This is a genomic window from Flavobacterium sp., assembly GCF_032153895.1.
Lineage (GTDB): Bacteria > Bacteroidota > Bacteroidia > Flavobacteriales > Flavobacteriaceae > Flavobacterium.
On record NZ_JALDYN010000018.1, the window covers coordinates 1 to 15,478 of the forward strand.

At 36.7% G+C, this 15,478-nt stretch carries 17 protein-coding genes; 8 read left to right on the forward strand and 9 right to left on the reverse strand.

What is annotated here, in order from left to right:
* The 7 genes from RUH60_RS07615 to RUH60_RS07645 all read left to right on the forward strand — a co-directional run.
* On the forward strand, positions 1 to 430 hold a 430-nt coding region (locus tag RUH60_RS07615; protein WP_313807018.1), incomplete at its 5' end, for a MarR family transcriptional regulator.
* Positions 431 to 472: 42 nt separating this feature from the next.
* Positions 473 to 2,863: a 3-hydroxyacyl-CoA dehydrogenase/enoyl-CoA hydratase family protein gene (locus RUH60_RS07620; protein WP_313807020.1), complete on the forward strand. Its 2,391-nt coding sequence runs from the start codon at positions 473 to 475 to the stop codon at positions 2,861 to 2,863.
* A 3-nt stretch (positions 2,864 to 2,866) separates the two neighbouring features.
* Positions 2,867 to 4,048: an acetyl-CoA C-acyltransferase gene (locus RUH60_RS07625; protein ID WP_313807022.1), complete on the forward strand. Its 1,182-nt coding sequence runs from the start codon at positions 2,867 to 2,869 to the stop codon at positions 4,046 to 4,048.
* Positions 4,049 to 4,080: 32 nt separating this feature from the next.
* Positions 4,081 to 5,877 (forward strand): acyl-CoA dehydrogenase family protein, encoded by a 1,797-nt coding sequence (locus RUH60_RS07630; protein ID WP_313807024.1) that lies wholly within the window; start codon positions 4,081 to 4,083, stop codon positions 5,875 to 5,877.
* Between the two features lie 126 nt (positions 5,878 to 6,003).
* On the forward strand, positions 6,004 to 6,528 hold the full coding sequence (locus tag RUH60_RS07635; RefSeq protein ID WP_313807026.1) for a superoxide dismutase family protein: 525 nt from the start codon (positions 6,004 to 6,006) through the stop codon (positions 6,526 to 6,528).
* Positions 6,529 to 6,534: 6 nt separating this feature from the next.
* Entirely contained in the window at positions 6,535 to 7,104 is a 570-nt protein-coding gene (locus RUH60_RS07640) for a YdeI/OmpD-associated family protein (protein WP_313807028.1), read from the forward strand.
* A gap of 71 nt (positions 7,105 to 7,175) precedes the next feature.
* Complete coding sequence (locus RUH60_RS07645) at positions 7,176 to 8,381, forward strand: LETM1-related biofilm-associated protein (RefSeq protein ID WP_313807030.1); 1,206 nt, start codon at positions 7,176 to 7,178, stop codon at positions 8,379 to 8,381.
* A gap of 50 nt (positions 8,382 to 8,431) precedes the next feature.
* Here RUH60_RS07645 and RUH60_RS07650 read toward each other — a convergent pair whose 3' ends face one another.
* From RUH60_RS07650 to RUH60_RS07665, 4 genes are all read right to left on the reverse strand, one after another.
* Positions 8,432 to 9,109, reverse strand: a complete 678-nt coding sequence (locus tag RUH60_RS07650) for a carbonic anhydrase family protein (RefSeq protein ID WP_313807032.1) — start codon at positions 9,107 to 9,109, stop codon at positions 8,432 to 8,434.
* A gap of 34 nt (positions 9,110 to 9,143) precedes the next feature.
* A complete protein-coding gene (locus tag RUH60_RS07655) occupies positions 9,144 to 10,808 on the reverse strand; it encodes a SulP family inorganic anion transporter (RefSeq protein ID WP_313807034.1) in 1,665 nt (554 codons plus the stop codon).
* Between the two features lie 74 nt (positions 10,809 to 10,882).
* Positions 10,883 to 11,167: a hypothetical protein gene (locus tag RUH60_RS07660; RefSeq protein ID WP_313807035.1), complete on the reverse strand. Its 285-nt coding sequence runs from the start codon at positions 11,165 to 11,167 to the stop codon at positions 10,883 to 10,885.
* Between the two features lie 88 nt (positions 11,168 to 11,255).
* Complete coding sequence (locus RUH60_RS07665) at positions 11,256 to 11,735, reverse strand: DNA starvation/stationary phase protection protein (protein WP_313807037.1); 480 nt, start codon at positions 11,733 to 11,735, stop codon at positions 11,256 to 11,258.
* A gap of 108 nt (positions 11,736 to 11,843) precedes the next feature.
* Here RUH60_RS07665 and RUH60_RS07670 point away from each other — a divergent pair, with 108 nt between their 5' ends.
* Complete coding sequence (locus RUH60_RS07670) at positions 11,844 to 12,785, forward strand: LysR family transcriptional regulator (protein WP_313807039.1); 942 nt, start codon at positions 11,844 to 11,846, stop codon at positions 12,783 to 12,785.
* Positions 12,786 to 12,840: 55 nt separating this feature from the next.
* On the opposite strand, the gene RUH60_RS07675 is transcribed toward RUH60_RS07670, so the two are convergent.
* The 5 genes from RUH60_RS07675 to RUH60_RS07695 form a co-directional block, all read right to left on the reverse strand.
* Positions 12,841 to 13,041, reverse strand: coding sequence for a hypothetical protein (locus tag RUH60_RS07675; protein ID WP_313807041.1), 201 nt, complete (start codon positions 13,039 to 13,041; stop codon positions 12,841 to 12,843).
* A 190-nt stretch (positions 13,042 to 13,231) separates the two neighbouring features.
* Positions 13,232 to 13,429 carry a hypothetical protein gene (locus tag RUH60_RS07680; RefSeq protein ID WP_313807043.1) on the reverse strand — a complete coding sequence of 66 codons (198 nt, stop codon included), beginning with the start codon at positions 13,427 to 13,429 and terminating at the stop codon, positions 13,232 to 13,234.
* 119 nt (positions 13,430 to 13,548) lie between these two features.
* Positions 13,549 to 14,223, reverse strand: a complete 675-nt coding sequence (mnmD, locus tag RUH60_RS07685) for a tRNA (5-methylaminomethyl-2-thiouridine)(34)-methyltransferase MnmD (protein ID WP_313807045.1) — start codon at positions 14,221 to 14,223, stop codon at positions 13,549 to 13,551.
* A 2-nt stretch (positions 14,224 to 14,225) separates the two neighbouring features.
* On the reverse strand, positions 14,226 to 14,678 hold the full coding sequence (locus RUH60_RS07690; protein ID WP_313807047.1) for a hypothetical protein: 453 nt from the start codon (positions 14,676 to 14,678) through the stop codon (positions 14,226 to 14,228).
* Entirely contained in the window at positions 14,678 to 15,184 is a 507-nt protein-coding gene (locus RUH60_RS07695; protein WP_313807049.1) for a DUF4920 domain-containing protein, read from the reverse strand. Before RUH60_RS07695 ends, RUH60_RS07690 begins: the two co-directional genes overlap by 1 nt.
* Positions 15,185 to 15,478 lie beyond the last annotated feature (294 nt).

Consider the following 15,478-nt stretch of genomic DNA (forward strand, 5'->3'; position numbering starts at 1 on the left):
TGTTTTAAGAGCCACTTGGCAAGCTGTAGCAAGAATGTACAATGAAGAAGCTACTAAATACGGTGCAACTATGGCGACCGGATTTGCTTTGCTGAGTATTGACAGAGAAAACGGAACTCCTTCAACAGCCATTAGCGCGAGAATGGGAATGGAAGCCACAAGCCTAACCCGAACACTCAAGTCAATGGAAGAAAAAGGATTAATCGTTAGAAAGAAAAATCCAGTTGACGGACGCGGTGTTTTAATTCACTTGACCAAATTAGGGAAAGAAAAAAGAGAATTATCCAAATCAACCGTTTTAAAATTTAATGAAACGATTCGCAAACACGTTTCAGAAGAGCAACTAAATCATTTCATGGAAGTTTCAGAAATCATCAATGAATTGATTGTAGACAAAAACATTTTCGGCGACGAAAAACTGGAGAAATAAAAAGACAAACTATAAAGTAGATTATACTATTACAACAAACAAATGAAACGACTAATTAAAAAAGTAGCAGTTATCGGTTCGGGAATTATGGGTTCAGGAATTGCCTGCCATTTTGCGAATATTGGTGTGGAAGTTTTGCTTCTGGACATTGTACCGCGCGAGTTAACCGAAGCTGAACAGAAAAAAGGATTAACGTTAGAAAACAAAGCTGTTCGCAACAGACTGGTTAACGACCATTTGGCGAATGCTTTAAAATCGAAGCCCTCTCCTATTTACGATCAGAAATTCGCCAGCCGAATTACAACGGGAAACACCACCGACGATTTAGAAAAAATCAAAGACTGCGACTGGATTATTGAAGTTGTTGTTGAACGTTTAGACATTAAAAAAACTGTTTTCGAACAGATTGAAAAATACAGAAAACCGGGAACATTGATTACTTCAAATACTTCCGGTATTCCAATTCATTTTATGAGCGAAGGCCGAAGTGAAGATTTCCAGAAACATTTCTGCGGAACCCACTTCTTTAACCCGGCTCGTTACTTAAAATTATTCGAAATCATTCCTGGTCCTCAAACTTCAAAAGAAGTATTGGATTTCTTGAATGAATACGGTGAGAAATTCTTAGGAAAAACTTCGGTAGTTGCTAAAGATACACCGGCATTCATCGGAAACAGAATCGGAATCTTCGGAATCATGAGTTTATTCCACTTGGTAAAAGACATGGGATTAACCATTGAAGAAGTTGATAAATTAACCGGACCAGTTATCGGAAGACCAAAATCGGCTACTTTCAGAACTGTGGATGTAGTTGGATTAGATACTTTAGTTCACGTAGCTAATGGTTTGTACGAAAACTGTCCGAACGACGAAGCTCACGAACTGTTCAAACTTCCTGACTTCATCAATACCATGATGACTAACAACTGGTTAGGAAGCAAAACCGGACAAGGTTTCTACAAAAAAGTTGACAAAGACATCTTATCGTTAGATTTAGATACTTTAGAATACAGAGCTGCTAAAAAAGCCTCATTCGCTACTTTAGAAATGACCAAAACGATTGACAAACCAATCGACCGTTTCAAAGTATTGGTAAAAGGAACTGATAAAGCCGGAGAATTCTACAGAAAGAATTTCTCTGCAATGTTCGCTTATGTTTCTAACCGAGTTCCTGAAATTACTGACGATTTCTACAAAATTGACGATGCCATGAAAGCCGGTTTCGGTTGGGAAAATGGTCCTTTCGAAATTTGGGATGCTATCGGTGTTGAAAAAGGAATCGAGTTAATGAAAGCGGAAGGCCTTGCTCCTGCTGCTTGGGTTACTGAAATGATTGCTTCTGGTAACAAATCATTCTATTCTGTAAAAGAAGGTGCTACACATTATTATGATATCGCTTCTAAATCGCAAGTTAAAGTTCCGGGACAAGATGCGTTCATCATTTTGAACAACATCCGAGAAACTAAAAAAGTGTGGAGCAACAGCGAAGCTATCGTTCAGGATTTAGGCGACGGAATCTTAAACTTAGAATTCCAATCGAAAATGAATTCTATCGGTGGCGGTGTAATCCAAGGAATCAACAAAGCTATTGATTTAGCTGAAAAAGATTTCCGTGGATTAGTAATCGGAAACCAGGCACCAAACTTCTCAGTTGGAGCCAATCTAGCCATGATTTTCATGATGGCGGTTGAACAGGAATACGACGAATTGAACTTGGCTATCAAAATGTTCCAAGACACAATGATGAAAGTACGTTACTCCGGAATTCCAGTAATTGCAGCACCTCACGGAATGACTTTAGGTGGTGGATGTGAATTAACCATGCACGCAGACAAAGCTGTTGCCGCTGCTGAAACCTACATCGGTTTAGTAGAATTCGGTGTTGGAGTTATCCCTGGTGGTGGTGGTTCTAAAGAAATGGCTTTACGAGCATCGGACACTTTCCGTAAAAATGATGTGGAATTGAACGTTCTTCAAGAATATTTCCTAACCGTTGGTATGGCGAAAGTAGCAACATCGGCTTACGAAGGTTTCGATATCGGTGTTCTTCAAAAAGGAAAAGATATTGTGGTAGTTAACAAAGACAGACAAATTGCAGAAGCTAAAAAACATGCAATTTTAATGGCGGAAGCTGGTTACACACAACCTGTTAAGCGTAATGATATTAAGGTTTTAGGAAAACAAGCTCTAGGTATGTTCTTGGTTGGAACCGATCAGATGGTTGCCGGACAATACATCTCGGAACACGATCAGAAAATTGCTAACAAACTAGCCTATGTAATGGCCGGAGGTGATTTATCTGAACCAACTTTAGTAACTGAACAATACTTATTGGATTTAGAAAGAGAAGCCTTCCTATCGCTTTGTACCGAAAGAAAAACTTTGGAAAGAATCCAATTCATGTTAACCAAAGGAAAACCACTAAGAAACTAAACAATGAAAACAGCATATATAGTTAAAGCCTACAGAACCGCAGTTGGTAAAGCGCCAAAAGGTGTGTTCCGTTTTAAAAGACCTGACGAATTAGCAGCCGAAACCATCGAATACATGATGAAGGAACTGCCTGATTTCGACAAAACAAGAATTGACGACGTAATGGTTGGAAACGCCATGCCGGAAGCCGAACAAGGTCTAAACGTTGGTCGTTTAATCTCTTTAATGGGATTGAAAGTTGACGATGTTCCGGGTGTTACCGTTAACCGTTACTGTGCTTCAGGGTTAGAAACTATCGGAATGGCGACTGCTAAAATTCAATCGGGAATGGCGCATTGTATCATTGCCGGTGGTGCAGAAAGTATGAGTTATATTCCGATGGGTGGTTACAAACCCACTCCGGATTATAAAGTAGCCGCAGCAGGTCACGAAGATTATTACTGGGGAATGGGTTTAACTGCGGAAGCGGTTGCTAAACAATTCAACGTTTCCCGTGAAGATCAGGATGAATTTGCGTACAATTCGCATATGAAAGCTTTGAAAGCACAGGCAGAAAACAAATTCGAAAAACAAATCGTTCCGATTACTATTGAGCAGACGTTCATCAACGAAAATGGTAAAAAAGAAACGAAATCCTATACCGTTACTAAAGATGAAGGACCAAGAGCCGATACCAACATCGCTTCCTTAAACAAGCTACGTCCTGTTTTCGCAGCGGATGGTTCGGTTACAGCGGGTAACTCTTCACAAATGAGTGATGGAGCTGCATTCGTTTTGGTAATGTCGGAAGAAATGGTAAAAGAATTAAACTTGGAACCAATTGCACGTTTAGTAAACTTCGCTTCTTCAGGTGTTGAGCCAAGAATCATGGGAATCGGACCGGTAAAAGCTATTCCAAAAGCTGTAAAACAAGCAGGTTTACAAATCAAAGATATCGAGTTATTTGAGTTAAATGAAGCTTTTGCGGCACAATCGTTAGCAGTTATCCGTGAATTAGATTTGAATCCGGAGATCATCAACGTAAATGGTGGCGCTATTGCATTAGGACACCCGCTAGGTTGTACCGGAGCAAAACTTTCCGTTCAGTTATTCGATGAAATGAAACGTCGCGGCAACAAATACGGAATGGTTACCATGTGTGTTGGAACCGGACAAGGAACTGCCGGAATTTATGAATTATTATAATTAGTCAATCAAAGAACAAAATATTTTAAGTTATGGAAGATATTACAAGAGGTGGACAGTTTTTGGTGAAGGAAACGAAATCCGAAAACATTTTCACACCCGAAGATTTCAACGAAGAGCAACTTATGATGCGTGATTCTGTTAAAGAATTCGTAGACAAAGAATTATGGGCTCACAAAGATAAATTTGAGAAGAAAGATTACGCGTACACCGAAGAGTGCATGAAAAAAGCCGGAGAACTTGGTTTCTTAGGCGTAGCCGTTCCGGAAGAATACGGCGGATTAGGTATGGGCTTCGTAAACACGATGTTAACTTGTGACTACATTTCTGGCGCAACAGGCTCCTTCTCAACAGCTTTTGGCGCACATACAGGAATCGGTACTATGCCAATTACTTTGTATGGAACTGAAGAACAGAAGAAAAAATATGTTCCGAAATTAGCTTCAGGAGAATGGTTCGGTTCTTACTGTTTGACAGAGCCAGGAGCAGGTTCTGATGCAAATTCAGGAAAAACCAAAGCAGAACTCTCAGCTGACGGTAAAACATACAAAATCAACGGTCAGAAAATGTGGATTTCCAACGCAGGTTTCTGTCACTTAATGATTGTTTTCGCAAGAATCGAAGACGATAAAAACATCACGGGTTTCATTGTAGAATATGATGCTGCCAATCCAAACGGAATCACTTTAGGTGAGGAAGAACACAAATTAGGAATCCGCGCCTCTTCTACTCGTCAGGTTTTCTTCAGCGACACTGTAGTTCCAGTAGAAAATATGTTGGCTGGTCGTGGTGAAGGCTTCAAAATCGCGATGAATGCCTTAAACGTTGGTCGTATCAAATTAGCGGCAGCTTGTTTAGATGCACAAAGAAGAACCATTTCGGCTTCAGTAAATTATGCCAACGAAAGAATGCAGTTCAATACACCAATTGCAAACTTCGGAGCTATTCGTGCAAAATTAGCTGAAATGGCAGCTTCTTGTTATGCAGGAGAAAGTGCTTCGTACCGTGCAGGTGGAAGCATCGAAGAAAGAATCAACGCTCGTACAGAGGAAGGAAATTCACACCAAGAGGCTGAATTAAAAGGTGTTGAAGAATTCGCTATCGAATGTTCTATCTTAAAAGTAGCGGTTTCTGAAGACATCCAAAATTGTACAGATGAAGGAATCCAAATCTTTGGTGGTATGGGATTCTCTGAAGATACACCAATGGAATCCGCTTGGAGAGATGCTCGTATCGCTCGTATTTACGAAGGTACGAACGAAATCAACCGTATGCTTTCCGTAGGAATGTTGATTAAAAAGGCAATGAAAGGCCATGTGGATTTATTAGGTCCAGCCATGAAAGTTGCCGAAGAATTAATGGGAATTCCGTCTTTCGATACTCCTGATTACTCTGAATTATTCGCTGAAGAAAAAGAGTTAATCGGGAAACTGAAAAAAGCTTTCTTAATGGTAGCTGGTTCAGCCGTTCAGAAATACGGTCCGGATTTAGAAGCACACCAACAGTTGTTAATGGCTGCTGCCGATATGTTAATCGAAATATACATGGCAGAATCAACAATTTTAAGAACTGAAAAATTAGCCAAATCGAAAGGTGAAGCTAATGTAAAAGAACAAATCGCAATGGCGCAATTGTACTTATATCACGCAGTTGACACTATCGCTCAGAAAGGAAAAGAAGGAATCGTTTCTTTTGCTGAAGGCGACGAACAACGCATGATGTTAATGGGATTACGTCGTTTCACAAAATATACAAATATGCCTAACGTAGTTGCGTTACGTGAAACTATCGCTGCTAAATTAGTTGCAGAGAACGCTTATTGCTTTTAACCGATTGCAATAAATTTTGGTTTAGTTTGTTTAAAGACCGCTTTTGTAGTAATACAGAGCGGTTTTTTAATACTTTTTAACAGTGGGTTTGTATCAATTTTCTTTAAATTTGAAAAAAAGGAAATTATGAAAAAATCAGTTTTATTGTCATTGAGTATCATGGCGTTACTTTTTGGGTGCAAAACCAAAACCGAAACAAAACCCAATGAACTTACAATTACCTTAGAGCCGAAAAGTGGCACCAACACTTCCGGAACTGCCGTTTTTTCAGAAAAAGGAGGTTATGTTACCTTTACAGCGGTAATAGCAGGTTTAACGCCAGGTGTTCACGCGATTCATATTCACGAAAAATCAGATTGTTCGGCAGCCGATGCTACTTCAGCCGGTGGACATTGGAATCCGACCTTTAAAAAACATGGTAAATGGGGACAAGCCGAATACCATAAAGGCGACATCGGTAATTTTACAGCTGATGCCAACGGAAATGGAAAAATCACTTTAACCACAAACGAATGGTGTATTGGCTGCGGCGATGAAACCAAAGATGTTTTAGGAAAAGCTATCATTGTTCACCAAGGTTCAGATGATTTTACGACGCAACCAACTGGAAATGCTGGTGGTCGCGTGGCTTGTACGGCGATTATCCGATAATTATTGATGAAAGAAAAAGCACTTCATTATTTCAAAAATCCCGAAGAATGGCGCAATTGGCTCCATGAAAATCATGCAACATCTTCCGCAGTAGATTTGATTTTTTTTAAAGTTGAAAGCGGTAAAGAAAGTATGCGTTGGGAAGAAGCGGTTCAGGTGGCGCTTTGTTACGGCTGGATAGATTCAACAGTTAGGAAGATTGATGAAGAGCGTCGTAAACAAACTTTCGGTCCACGAAAAGACAAAAGTGTTTGGAGTAAAATCAATAAGAACTATATCGAAAAACTAATCGCCGATAATTTAATGCACGAAAGCGGTTTGGCTAAAATTGAAATCGCTAAACAAAACGGTTCCTGGAATTCGCTCGATCATGTGGAAGACTTAGTAATTCCGGATGATTTACAATCCGCATTCAACAAAAACAAAAAGGCGTTCGAAAATTATAATAACTTCAGTTTCAGTTACCGAAAAAGTTATTTGTATTGGTTAAATCAGGCGAAGCGCGAAGAAACCCGAAACAATCGCATTGAGGAAATTATTAAACTATGCGAAGCCAATTTGAAGTCGCGCCAATAATTACGAAAACTTAACGCCTTTCGCATACAGATTTGCAAAAATACTCTAGCTTTGCAGTATAAAATTCCTAGATGATTAACCCTTCTACAAACGGATGGATTGACAAATTTTTTGCAGAACAACAACCTCTGCCCTTACCTGTCGTGATTTATTCGAAGGAATTTTATCTCAATGTTCGCAATACCGGTTTCATTTACGGGCATACAGTTGATTTTGACGTAGAAAAACCAATCAATACCAAAGGCTGGAAACCTCAGGAATTTACAAAAGTTGCGCTTCTTCATACGTTATACGGTGTTTTCGGATTGATTACACACGATGGAAATCCAAAGGATTTTATTGAGAAAGCTAACGGATTTTACAAACAGATGAACCCGGAAAGCTTCAATCTTTTGAAGAAAATGTTACCGGAAGCCTCAGCCAGTCATCGCTTGGAAGAAATGATTGACGAACGTGTTCAGACCAACGATAACATCATCAGTAAAAATTTCTCGCACATTCTGACTAACGCGCTCCTGTTTATGGATGTTTTGGCCTTTCGTCAATATCTTTTACACAAGGAAATTCCGGAAAGTTATCTGAAGAAATTGGAGGAAACGATCATCAGCATTGTTTCTTTGGCGCTGAAAACCAAAAACACAAAATCCAATTACGATGATTTACTGATTAAACTTTTTGAATCATCCGTTCGTTATACGAAATTCTCTAAAATCAATATTGAAAACATTGAGATGCTTGAATTAGAATATTTTGCATCGAATTTAGAGAAAAATTACCTTCTCGATATGGCCGGAATGGCAATGTGGAGCGATGGTATTTTAGAACAAAAAGAAAGTGACTTCCTATACAAACTATCTGATTTACTGGAAATTGACAGAACCTATGCTGTTCAAAGTATTGAGTCGATTGATAGTTTTATACTGAAATACAAAAATGAGATTCCGTATTTCAAATATTCGAATCCGGTGAAGCATTTTTACGATCAAACGACGCAAAATGTTCAGGTTTTATTGAGCCGAAACAAAAGTCGCTTGGCTAAAGAAATCACCGAAAGTGGCGAACTCATGAAACTTATCGCCTATTCTGCCAAAAGAGATTTAACCGACAAGGAGAAAAAACGCATGAAAAAGCAGATTTTAGACATCTGTAAAACCATTCCGTCTTTAACCATATTCCTTTTACCTGGTGGCGGATTATTGTTACCGATTCTGATAAAATTCATACCGCAACTTTTACCATCGGCTTTTAATGAAAATTTAGATTTAGATAACGAATAAAAAAATCCGCCTTTACGACGGATTTTTATGTTTTTGGAAATAGTTAATTCTTATAATTCTTTCAAACTCAATTCCGGATTTTTCTCATCCTTGATGAATTCTGTTTCCGGGTAAAATTCTACAGCTCCGGTTTCGATGTTGTACATAGCGCCAACAATTCCGATTTCGCCGTTTTCAATCATCTGCTCTAAAATATAACTTCTTTGGATGATAGATTTTACCGTACGTCTCACATTGATTTCTGCTACATTTTCTACGAATTCTCCATTTTTAGAACTTCTGTTTTCTTTAGTCGTCTGCTCTTCGTAAACTGCCGGTTGTAATTTAGACAGCAATTCCGTTAAGTTACCCATTTCTACATGATCGCAAGCGCCTTTTACAGCTCCACATTTTGTATGTCCTAATACTACAATCAGTTTAGAACCTGCCACTTTACAAGCGAATTCCATACTTCCTAAAATATCAGTATTCACAACGTTTCCAGCAATACGGATTGAGAAAATATCACCCAATCCCTGATCGAAAATTAACTCCGCAGAAGTTCGGCTGTCGATACAACTTAAAACGGTTGCAAAAGGCCATTGTCCGTCGCGTGTATCGTTTACCTGCTCAAGTAAATTACGGTGTAATTTCAGGTTGTTCTCGAAGCGGTTATTTCCTTCTTTTAATAAATCTAAAGCTTTTCTTGGTGTTATTTGAGATTGTAATTCTTTATTTAAGGTTCTCATTTTGTATATTTTTTTAAAAGTTTTTAATAACATTTTAGTTCGTCGTTAATTCTTCAATTGCTTCCTTATGTGACGAAATAGCGTTGTTTCGATATTTAATTAAAGCGTCGTGCTCCATAAATACGTGGTTTTGTTCGTATTGGTTGTTATCCAATTCGTAGGCATCTTTGAATCCGATTAAAGTAACATCGATATTCTTTTCAACTGCATTAATATGCTTGAATTCTTTTATCAAGTCGATTACATCGTGAGCGATATAAACAGTATCCGACGCGTTGATAATTACTCTGGAATCATCTGGTAAATTACTCAATGTCAATTTGATAGCAGCTTTATTCAAGAAAGAAACTTCCTGAGCTAAATCGATGTGGATGATATCACCTTCTTCGTATTCTTCTTTACGGAAATAGTAAGCACGCTTTAAATTTCCACGAAGTACAAAAATAATACTGATAATCATACCTAAGGCAACTCCTTTCAATAAATCAAGGAAAACTACCGCTAAAAGTGTTGCAATAAAAGGAACAAACTGGTATTTTCCTTTGTGCCAGAAATGCATAATGGTCGCCGGTTTTGCTAATTTATAACCTACCATCAATAAAACGGCAGCTAAAGTAGCCAATGGAATTTTATTCAGAATAACCGGAATTGCCAACACACAGATTAACAATAAAACCCCGTGAACAATGGTAGACATTTTCGATTTTGCTCCGGCGTTAATATTAGCCGATGTACGCACAACAACCGAAGTCATTGGCAAACCACCTAATAATGAACTTACTAAGTTACCGATACCTTGTGCTTTTAACTCATTGTTCGTGTCAGTAAAACGCTTTTGCGGATCCAAACGGTCTGATGCCTCAATACAAAGTAAACTCTCAATAGAAGCCACAATAGCAATAGTTAAAGCAACAATCCAAACTTTAGAATTGGTAATTGCTGAAAAATCAGGGAACATCAAAATGTTTTTAAAATCATCTACTGATGTTGGAACTGGTAACGAAACCAAGTGTTCTTTTGCAATCGCTAAATTACTTCCGCCAGCTACAAAAGCTTCATTAATTACAACGCCAACGATTACAGCAACTAAAGCTCCTGGAACCAATTTCATTTTCTTTAAGAAAGGAACTTTGTCCCAAGCGATAAGAATTGCCAAAGAAATTAAAGTAACAATCACAGCGCCTAACTGAATGTAATCTAATGCACCAAATAAAGCAGAAAAGGTGTTTCCACCATCAGCTTGCTCGAAAGCCATATCACCTTCGAAATCAGCATCGTAACCAACAGCGTGTGGTAATTGCTTCAGAATAATAATTACACCGATACCGGCCAACATTCCTTCAATTACATTGGTTGGAAAATAATTGGAAATACTTCCTGCTTTTAAAAAACCTAAAAGTAGCTGGAAAATTCCCGCCAAAAATACAGCGGCCAAAAAGATGTTAAACGCTCCGAAATCAGTAATTGCAGTTAATACAATCGCTGTTAAACCCGCAGCTGGTCCGGAAACACTCACGTGGGAAGAACTCAAGTAACCTACAACAATACCTCCTATAATCCCTGCAATAATTCCTGAAAATAAAGGTGCTCCAGAAGCCATGGCAATACCTAAACACAACGGCAATGCCACTAAGAAAACCACTAAACCAGAAGCAAAATCCGATTTAAGGTTGCCAAAAATATTTGTTTTTTTTGTCATAATCCGATAAAATATAATACATAGAACTCATTGATTTCCAGACAGAAACCAACATCATTTAGTTGAAAAATGTATTATACGAATTCGGGAGGCGGCGAGAAAATTTCTTCCGAAGCGCTGTCGTGCTTCAGCTTATTTTCAGAATTAATTGCTGTAGATTTTGTAATCGAAGAAACTACCGGAATTTGAAGTATATCTCCGATGCTCATAGGAATTTCTTTTACCTCCTTATGAATTTCTTCTTCTGAAAATGCGTAAACCATAGACGTGTCTATTTTTTCCTCAATCACGCCAATTACCGTAGGCGTTGCCAAAAAGGAAAGAAATAAAAACAAAACTATGTTTACTAAAAATTTCATGTTGCGAATTTATAAAAAAATGAATAGGCTGAAAGCAAATTATGAATATTTTAATACTCTCAGCCTTGTTGATAATGCATTATTCGGATTAGATTTCTTCTTCCAACCACGCTTTCATCATCCAAATGGTTTTTTCCTGTTCGGAGATGAAATCACTCATCATGCTGTTGGTTCCTTCGTCGTCAATTTCACCGGCTTGTTTTAGAATAACGCGTTCAATTACCAAAAGTTCTTTTAAGGAACTGGTTATCAATTGAATCGCATCTTCATCATTTGAAATATTTTTCCCGATAGCAATCTTTTTGTTCTTAATATAATCTTCAAAAGTATGCAACGGAGTTCCGCCCAATGTTAAAACCCGTTCGGCAATTAAATCGATTTTAAGCTGACTGTCGTTGTATAGTTCTTCAAATTTTAAGTGCAAATCGAAGAAACGTTTTCCGCGAATATTCCAATGTAATCCTCTCAAATTCTGATAGTAAACCTGAAAGTTGGCTAATAAGATATTTAATTCGGCTACCATAATCTGCGTTTCTTTAACCGGCAACCCTAAACTATTCATTTTCATAACTTTATTCTTTAATTAATGATTTTAAACAAATTTATTTATTATTTGTGAGTCATAAGTATAATTATAATTGATTGATTTTATATTTTTATCAAAATTTTCTATACAATGACCATTACACAACTATATTATGTTTTAGCGGTCGCAGAGCATAAAAACTTTACACTTGCTGCAGAAAAATGCTTTGTCACACAACCAACTCTAAGCATGCAGATTCAGAAACTGGAAGAAGAACTGGATATTCTGATTTTTGACCGAAGTAAAAAGCCGATTCAACTTACTGAAATTGGAGAGAAAATTGTAGCACAGGCCCGAAGTATTGTCAATGAATCCGATAGAATCAAAGATATTGTTGATCAACAGAAAGGTTTTTTCGGAGGAGATTTTAAAATTGGAATAATTCCAACGGTTATGCCGACATTGTTGCCGATGTTCCTGACCAATTTCACCAAAAAATATCCAAAAATTAATTTAATCATTGAAGAATTAACTACGGAAGAAATTATAAAAAGACTTAAAAACGGTCAACTCGATGCCGCCATTGCAGCAACTCCGCTCGAAGAAGACAGCATCAAAGAAATCGTTTTATACTACGAACCATTTGTTGGCTATTTCCCAGAAACACACAGTAATTATGGTAAAACCGAAATCGAAATTGATGATTTAGATTTAGATAATGTATTGCTTTTACAAGACGGACATTGTTTTAGAGACGGAATTTTAAATTTATGCAAAAACACCAATCAAGGAAAAGCCAGTAATTTCCAGATTGAAAGTGGCAGTTTTGAAACTTTAATCAAACTAGCTGATGAAGGATTAGGTTTTACACTCCTTCCTTACCTACACACACTTGATTTAAGCGATAAGAATAAAGCAAAGCTAAGGCATTTTAAGGAACCAAGACCCGCAAGAGAAGTCAGTTTAATTTTCCCTAAAAAAGAACTGAAACTTCATATAATTGATGCGCTACGCAATACAATTTCCGGTGTGGTTAAAGGAGCCATTGCTTTTCACAACGTGCAAATAATAAGCCCTTTACAGAAAAAATAAAAGGAGCCAATTGGCTCCTTTTATTTTTTGGTTAGTTAGTTAATACATGTTTTGGTTAAGTTTCACTCAAGACAGATAAACAGGGTTTTAGCTGTGGCTTTTCTTCTGTGAAAAAAAACAACCATTTGGTAAGTTGTTCTAATTCGTAAGGCAATAAAGTTTTTACAGCTTTTTTTAATTCTTTCATGAACAATAACGGGTCAAAACTTACTCTTTCAAGCACCGATTTGGTGTAATCATAAATCATTCGAGGCATAGTCAATCCAAATTTTAGTTAACTCATTATAAGAACGTTAAGTAAATGTAATTAATCGATTAGAATAAACCAAAGATTTAAAACATTTTTTATCGATAAAAAGCATTTTTATCAGATAAATAACAAAAACTGTTAAAAAATAACGATTTACTTTACAAAAAAACAATAAAAAAAGAGCCAAATGGCTCTTTTAATGATTGATATAAATTAAACACTGTCTTAATTCTGGTTTTTCTTTGGTAAAGCTTAAAAGCCACTCTGTTAGTTGTTCCAATTCATATGGTAGAAGAATCTTAACGGCTTTTTCCAATTCTTTGCAGAACAATTTGGGATCGAAACTTACACGCTCTAAAATAGACTTAGTGTAAGCATACATTACTCTTGGCATAGTTTATTAAGTTTTGCATTAAATAATATTTTAACTCAGAACGTATGATAAATTTACAAAAAAATAATCTTCAATTAATATTAATTTTTAAAATTTAAGATAAAAATTTAATAAACGAATTATTTTAACAAATTACCTTTAAAAGCTCTAAGCATTTCACGTTTTCCTGGCGGACCTTTCAATTTCTGAGTTGTAAATCCAACTTCCTGCATGGCTCTTTTAATCGGACCTCTGCAGGCATAAGTAACCAAAACCCCTTCCGGTTTTAAAGCGTGAAACATTTTTTCGAATATAGCCACAGTCCAGAGCTCTGGTTGGTACTGAAATCCGAATGCATCAAAGTAAATCAAATCAAATTGATTTTTGTCCGTTATTTCGTTAAAGTATTGTTGTCTTTTTGTTAAACTGAAATGTTCCGAAACTACTGTCTTTATTGACCATTCTGAAGAATGCAACTTCTCGAATTCTCCAACAAACTGATTTGCATCAAGTTGAGAAACATAATTCAGTTTATCGGCTTCTTCTTTTAAAATCGGGTAAGCTTCAACGCCAACATAATCAATTTGCTGTTTGTTTTTTTCGGCTTCTAAAAGTGTGATAAAAGCGTTCAATCCGGTTCCGAATCCTATTTCCAAAACCGAAACGGACTGCCCTTCAAAAAGTGACAGTCCGTTTTGTATGAATACATGCTGAGCTTCCTGAATGGCCCCGTGTCTAGAATGGTAGGTTTCTCCCCAATCTTCAACAAGAAGCGACGATGAACCATCAGCCGTTTGTATAATTGTTCTTTTCAATACTATTGAATATATAATTTTTTAATCCTCGGAATTGGTCCGCTGCATTTCACTTCGTGACATTTAATACAAGCATCAACTCCAGTATTGAAATGCTCTTTCGCATTTTTTGGATCTTTATAAATCATTTCCTGCGCCTTGATGAATTTTGCAGCCTGCTCTTTAAAAAAAGCATCATTTTCCTGCTTATCGGTCATTACTGCACTGTGGATTTTCATGAAATGCGAAGGAAACTGACCAATTGTATCTCCAGATTTAATACGCTCTTTCAAACGTTGATTATCCACATACATTTGCTCCATCAAAGCCGCCATTTCTGACATTTCGTACATTTCAAACTGCTTCTCTTCTTTTTTTGGAGCTTCAGCCTGAACTTCTACTTGTTCTTCCTGCTCTTTCTTTTTGTCACAGGAAAACAGCAGCACAGTTACTAATAGGAAAACGAATTGCTTCATTATGACTTCTTAATTAAAACTCCAGTTGCCTGAAAAGCATAAGTTACTTTCGGCTTGGTAATTTTATTGATTTCTTCCTGAGATTTTTTAGCATCTTTTGCATAGTGGCGTAATTCTTCAACAGTCACTACATCGATGAACGCTTTTCCATTTACAATCGCTTCGCTACCATCTGCATTTAAAGGCACAAAGAATCCGTAATCTTTAAAACGTACGAAAGAATTGGTATCATTTGACAAATCCATATTCATCCAACAACCTTTCTTTTTACAAACATCTTTAATTACTGATTTGTATTTAACCACGATTGTATCTCCTTTTTTCAAAGTCTTGTATTTTTTAAGCATTTCTTTTTCAGACAATACTTTTGTAGGTGTAAATTTCTCACCGAAAACAGCATAATCGTTCATATTTACAGCCGTTTTCTTAGTTTTAGTAGTTTGTGCACTTACAGTAAAACCTGTTAAAACAATTACCGCTAAAGCCAAAAATTTAATTGCTTTCATATCTATAAAATTTGATTTAAATATTTTTCCAAAGAAACAAATTAAATCTGAATGTGAATTCTACTTTATATTTTTTTTAATAATGCTGATAAAATCGAATCAAAATCAGGGTTTTATTAAGAATGTGGAAAGAAATTTAATCTGTAAGACAAGAATCTGATATTTTTTCAAAGCCCTATTTACAAGGACGGTTTTTTTATTAGATTTGCACAGACACAACCGGTTCATCGTCCTATTTTAATTCGATATTAAAATCTGATAATCAACACGTTAATGTTTAAACAATAATTTTAA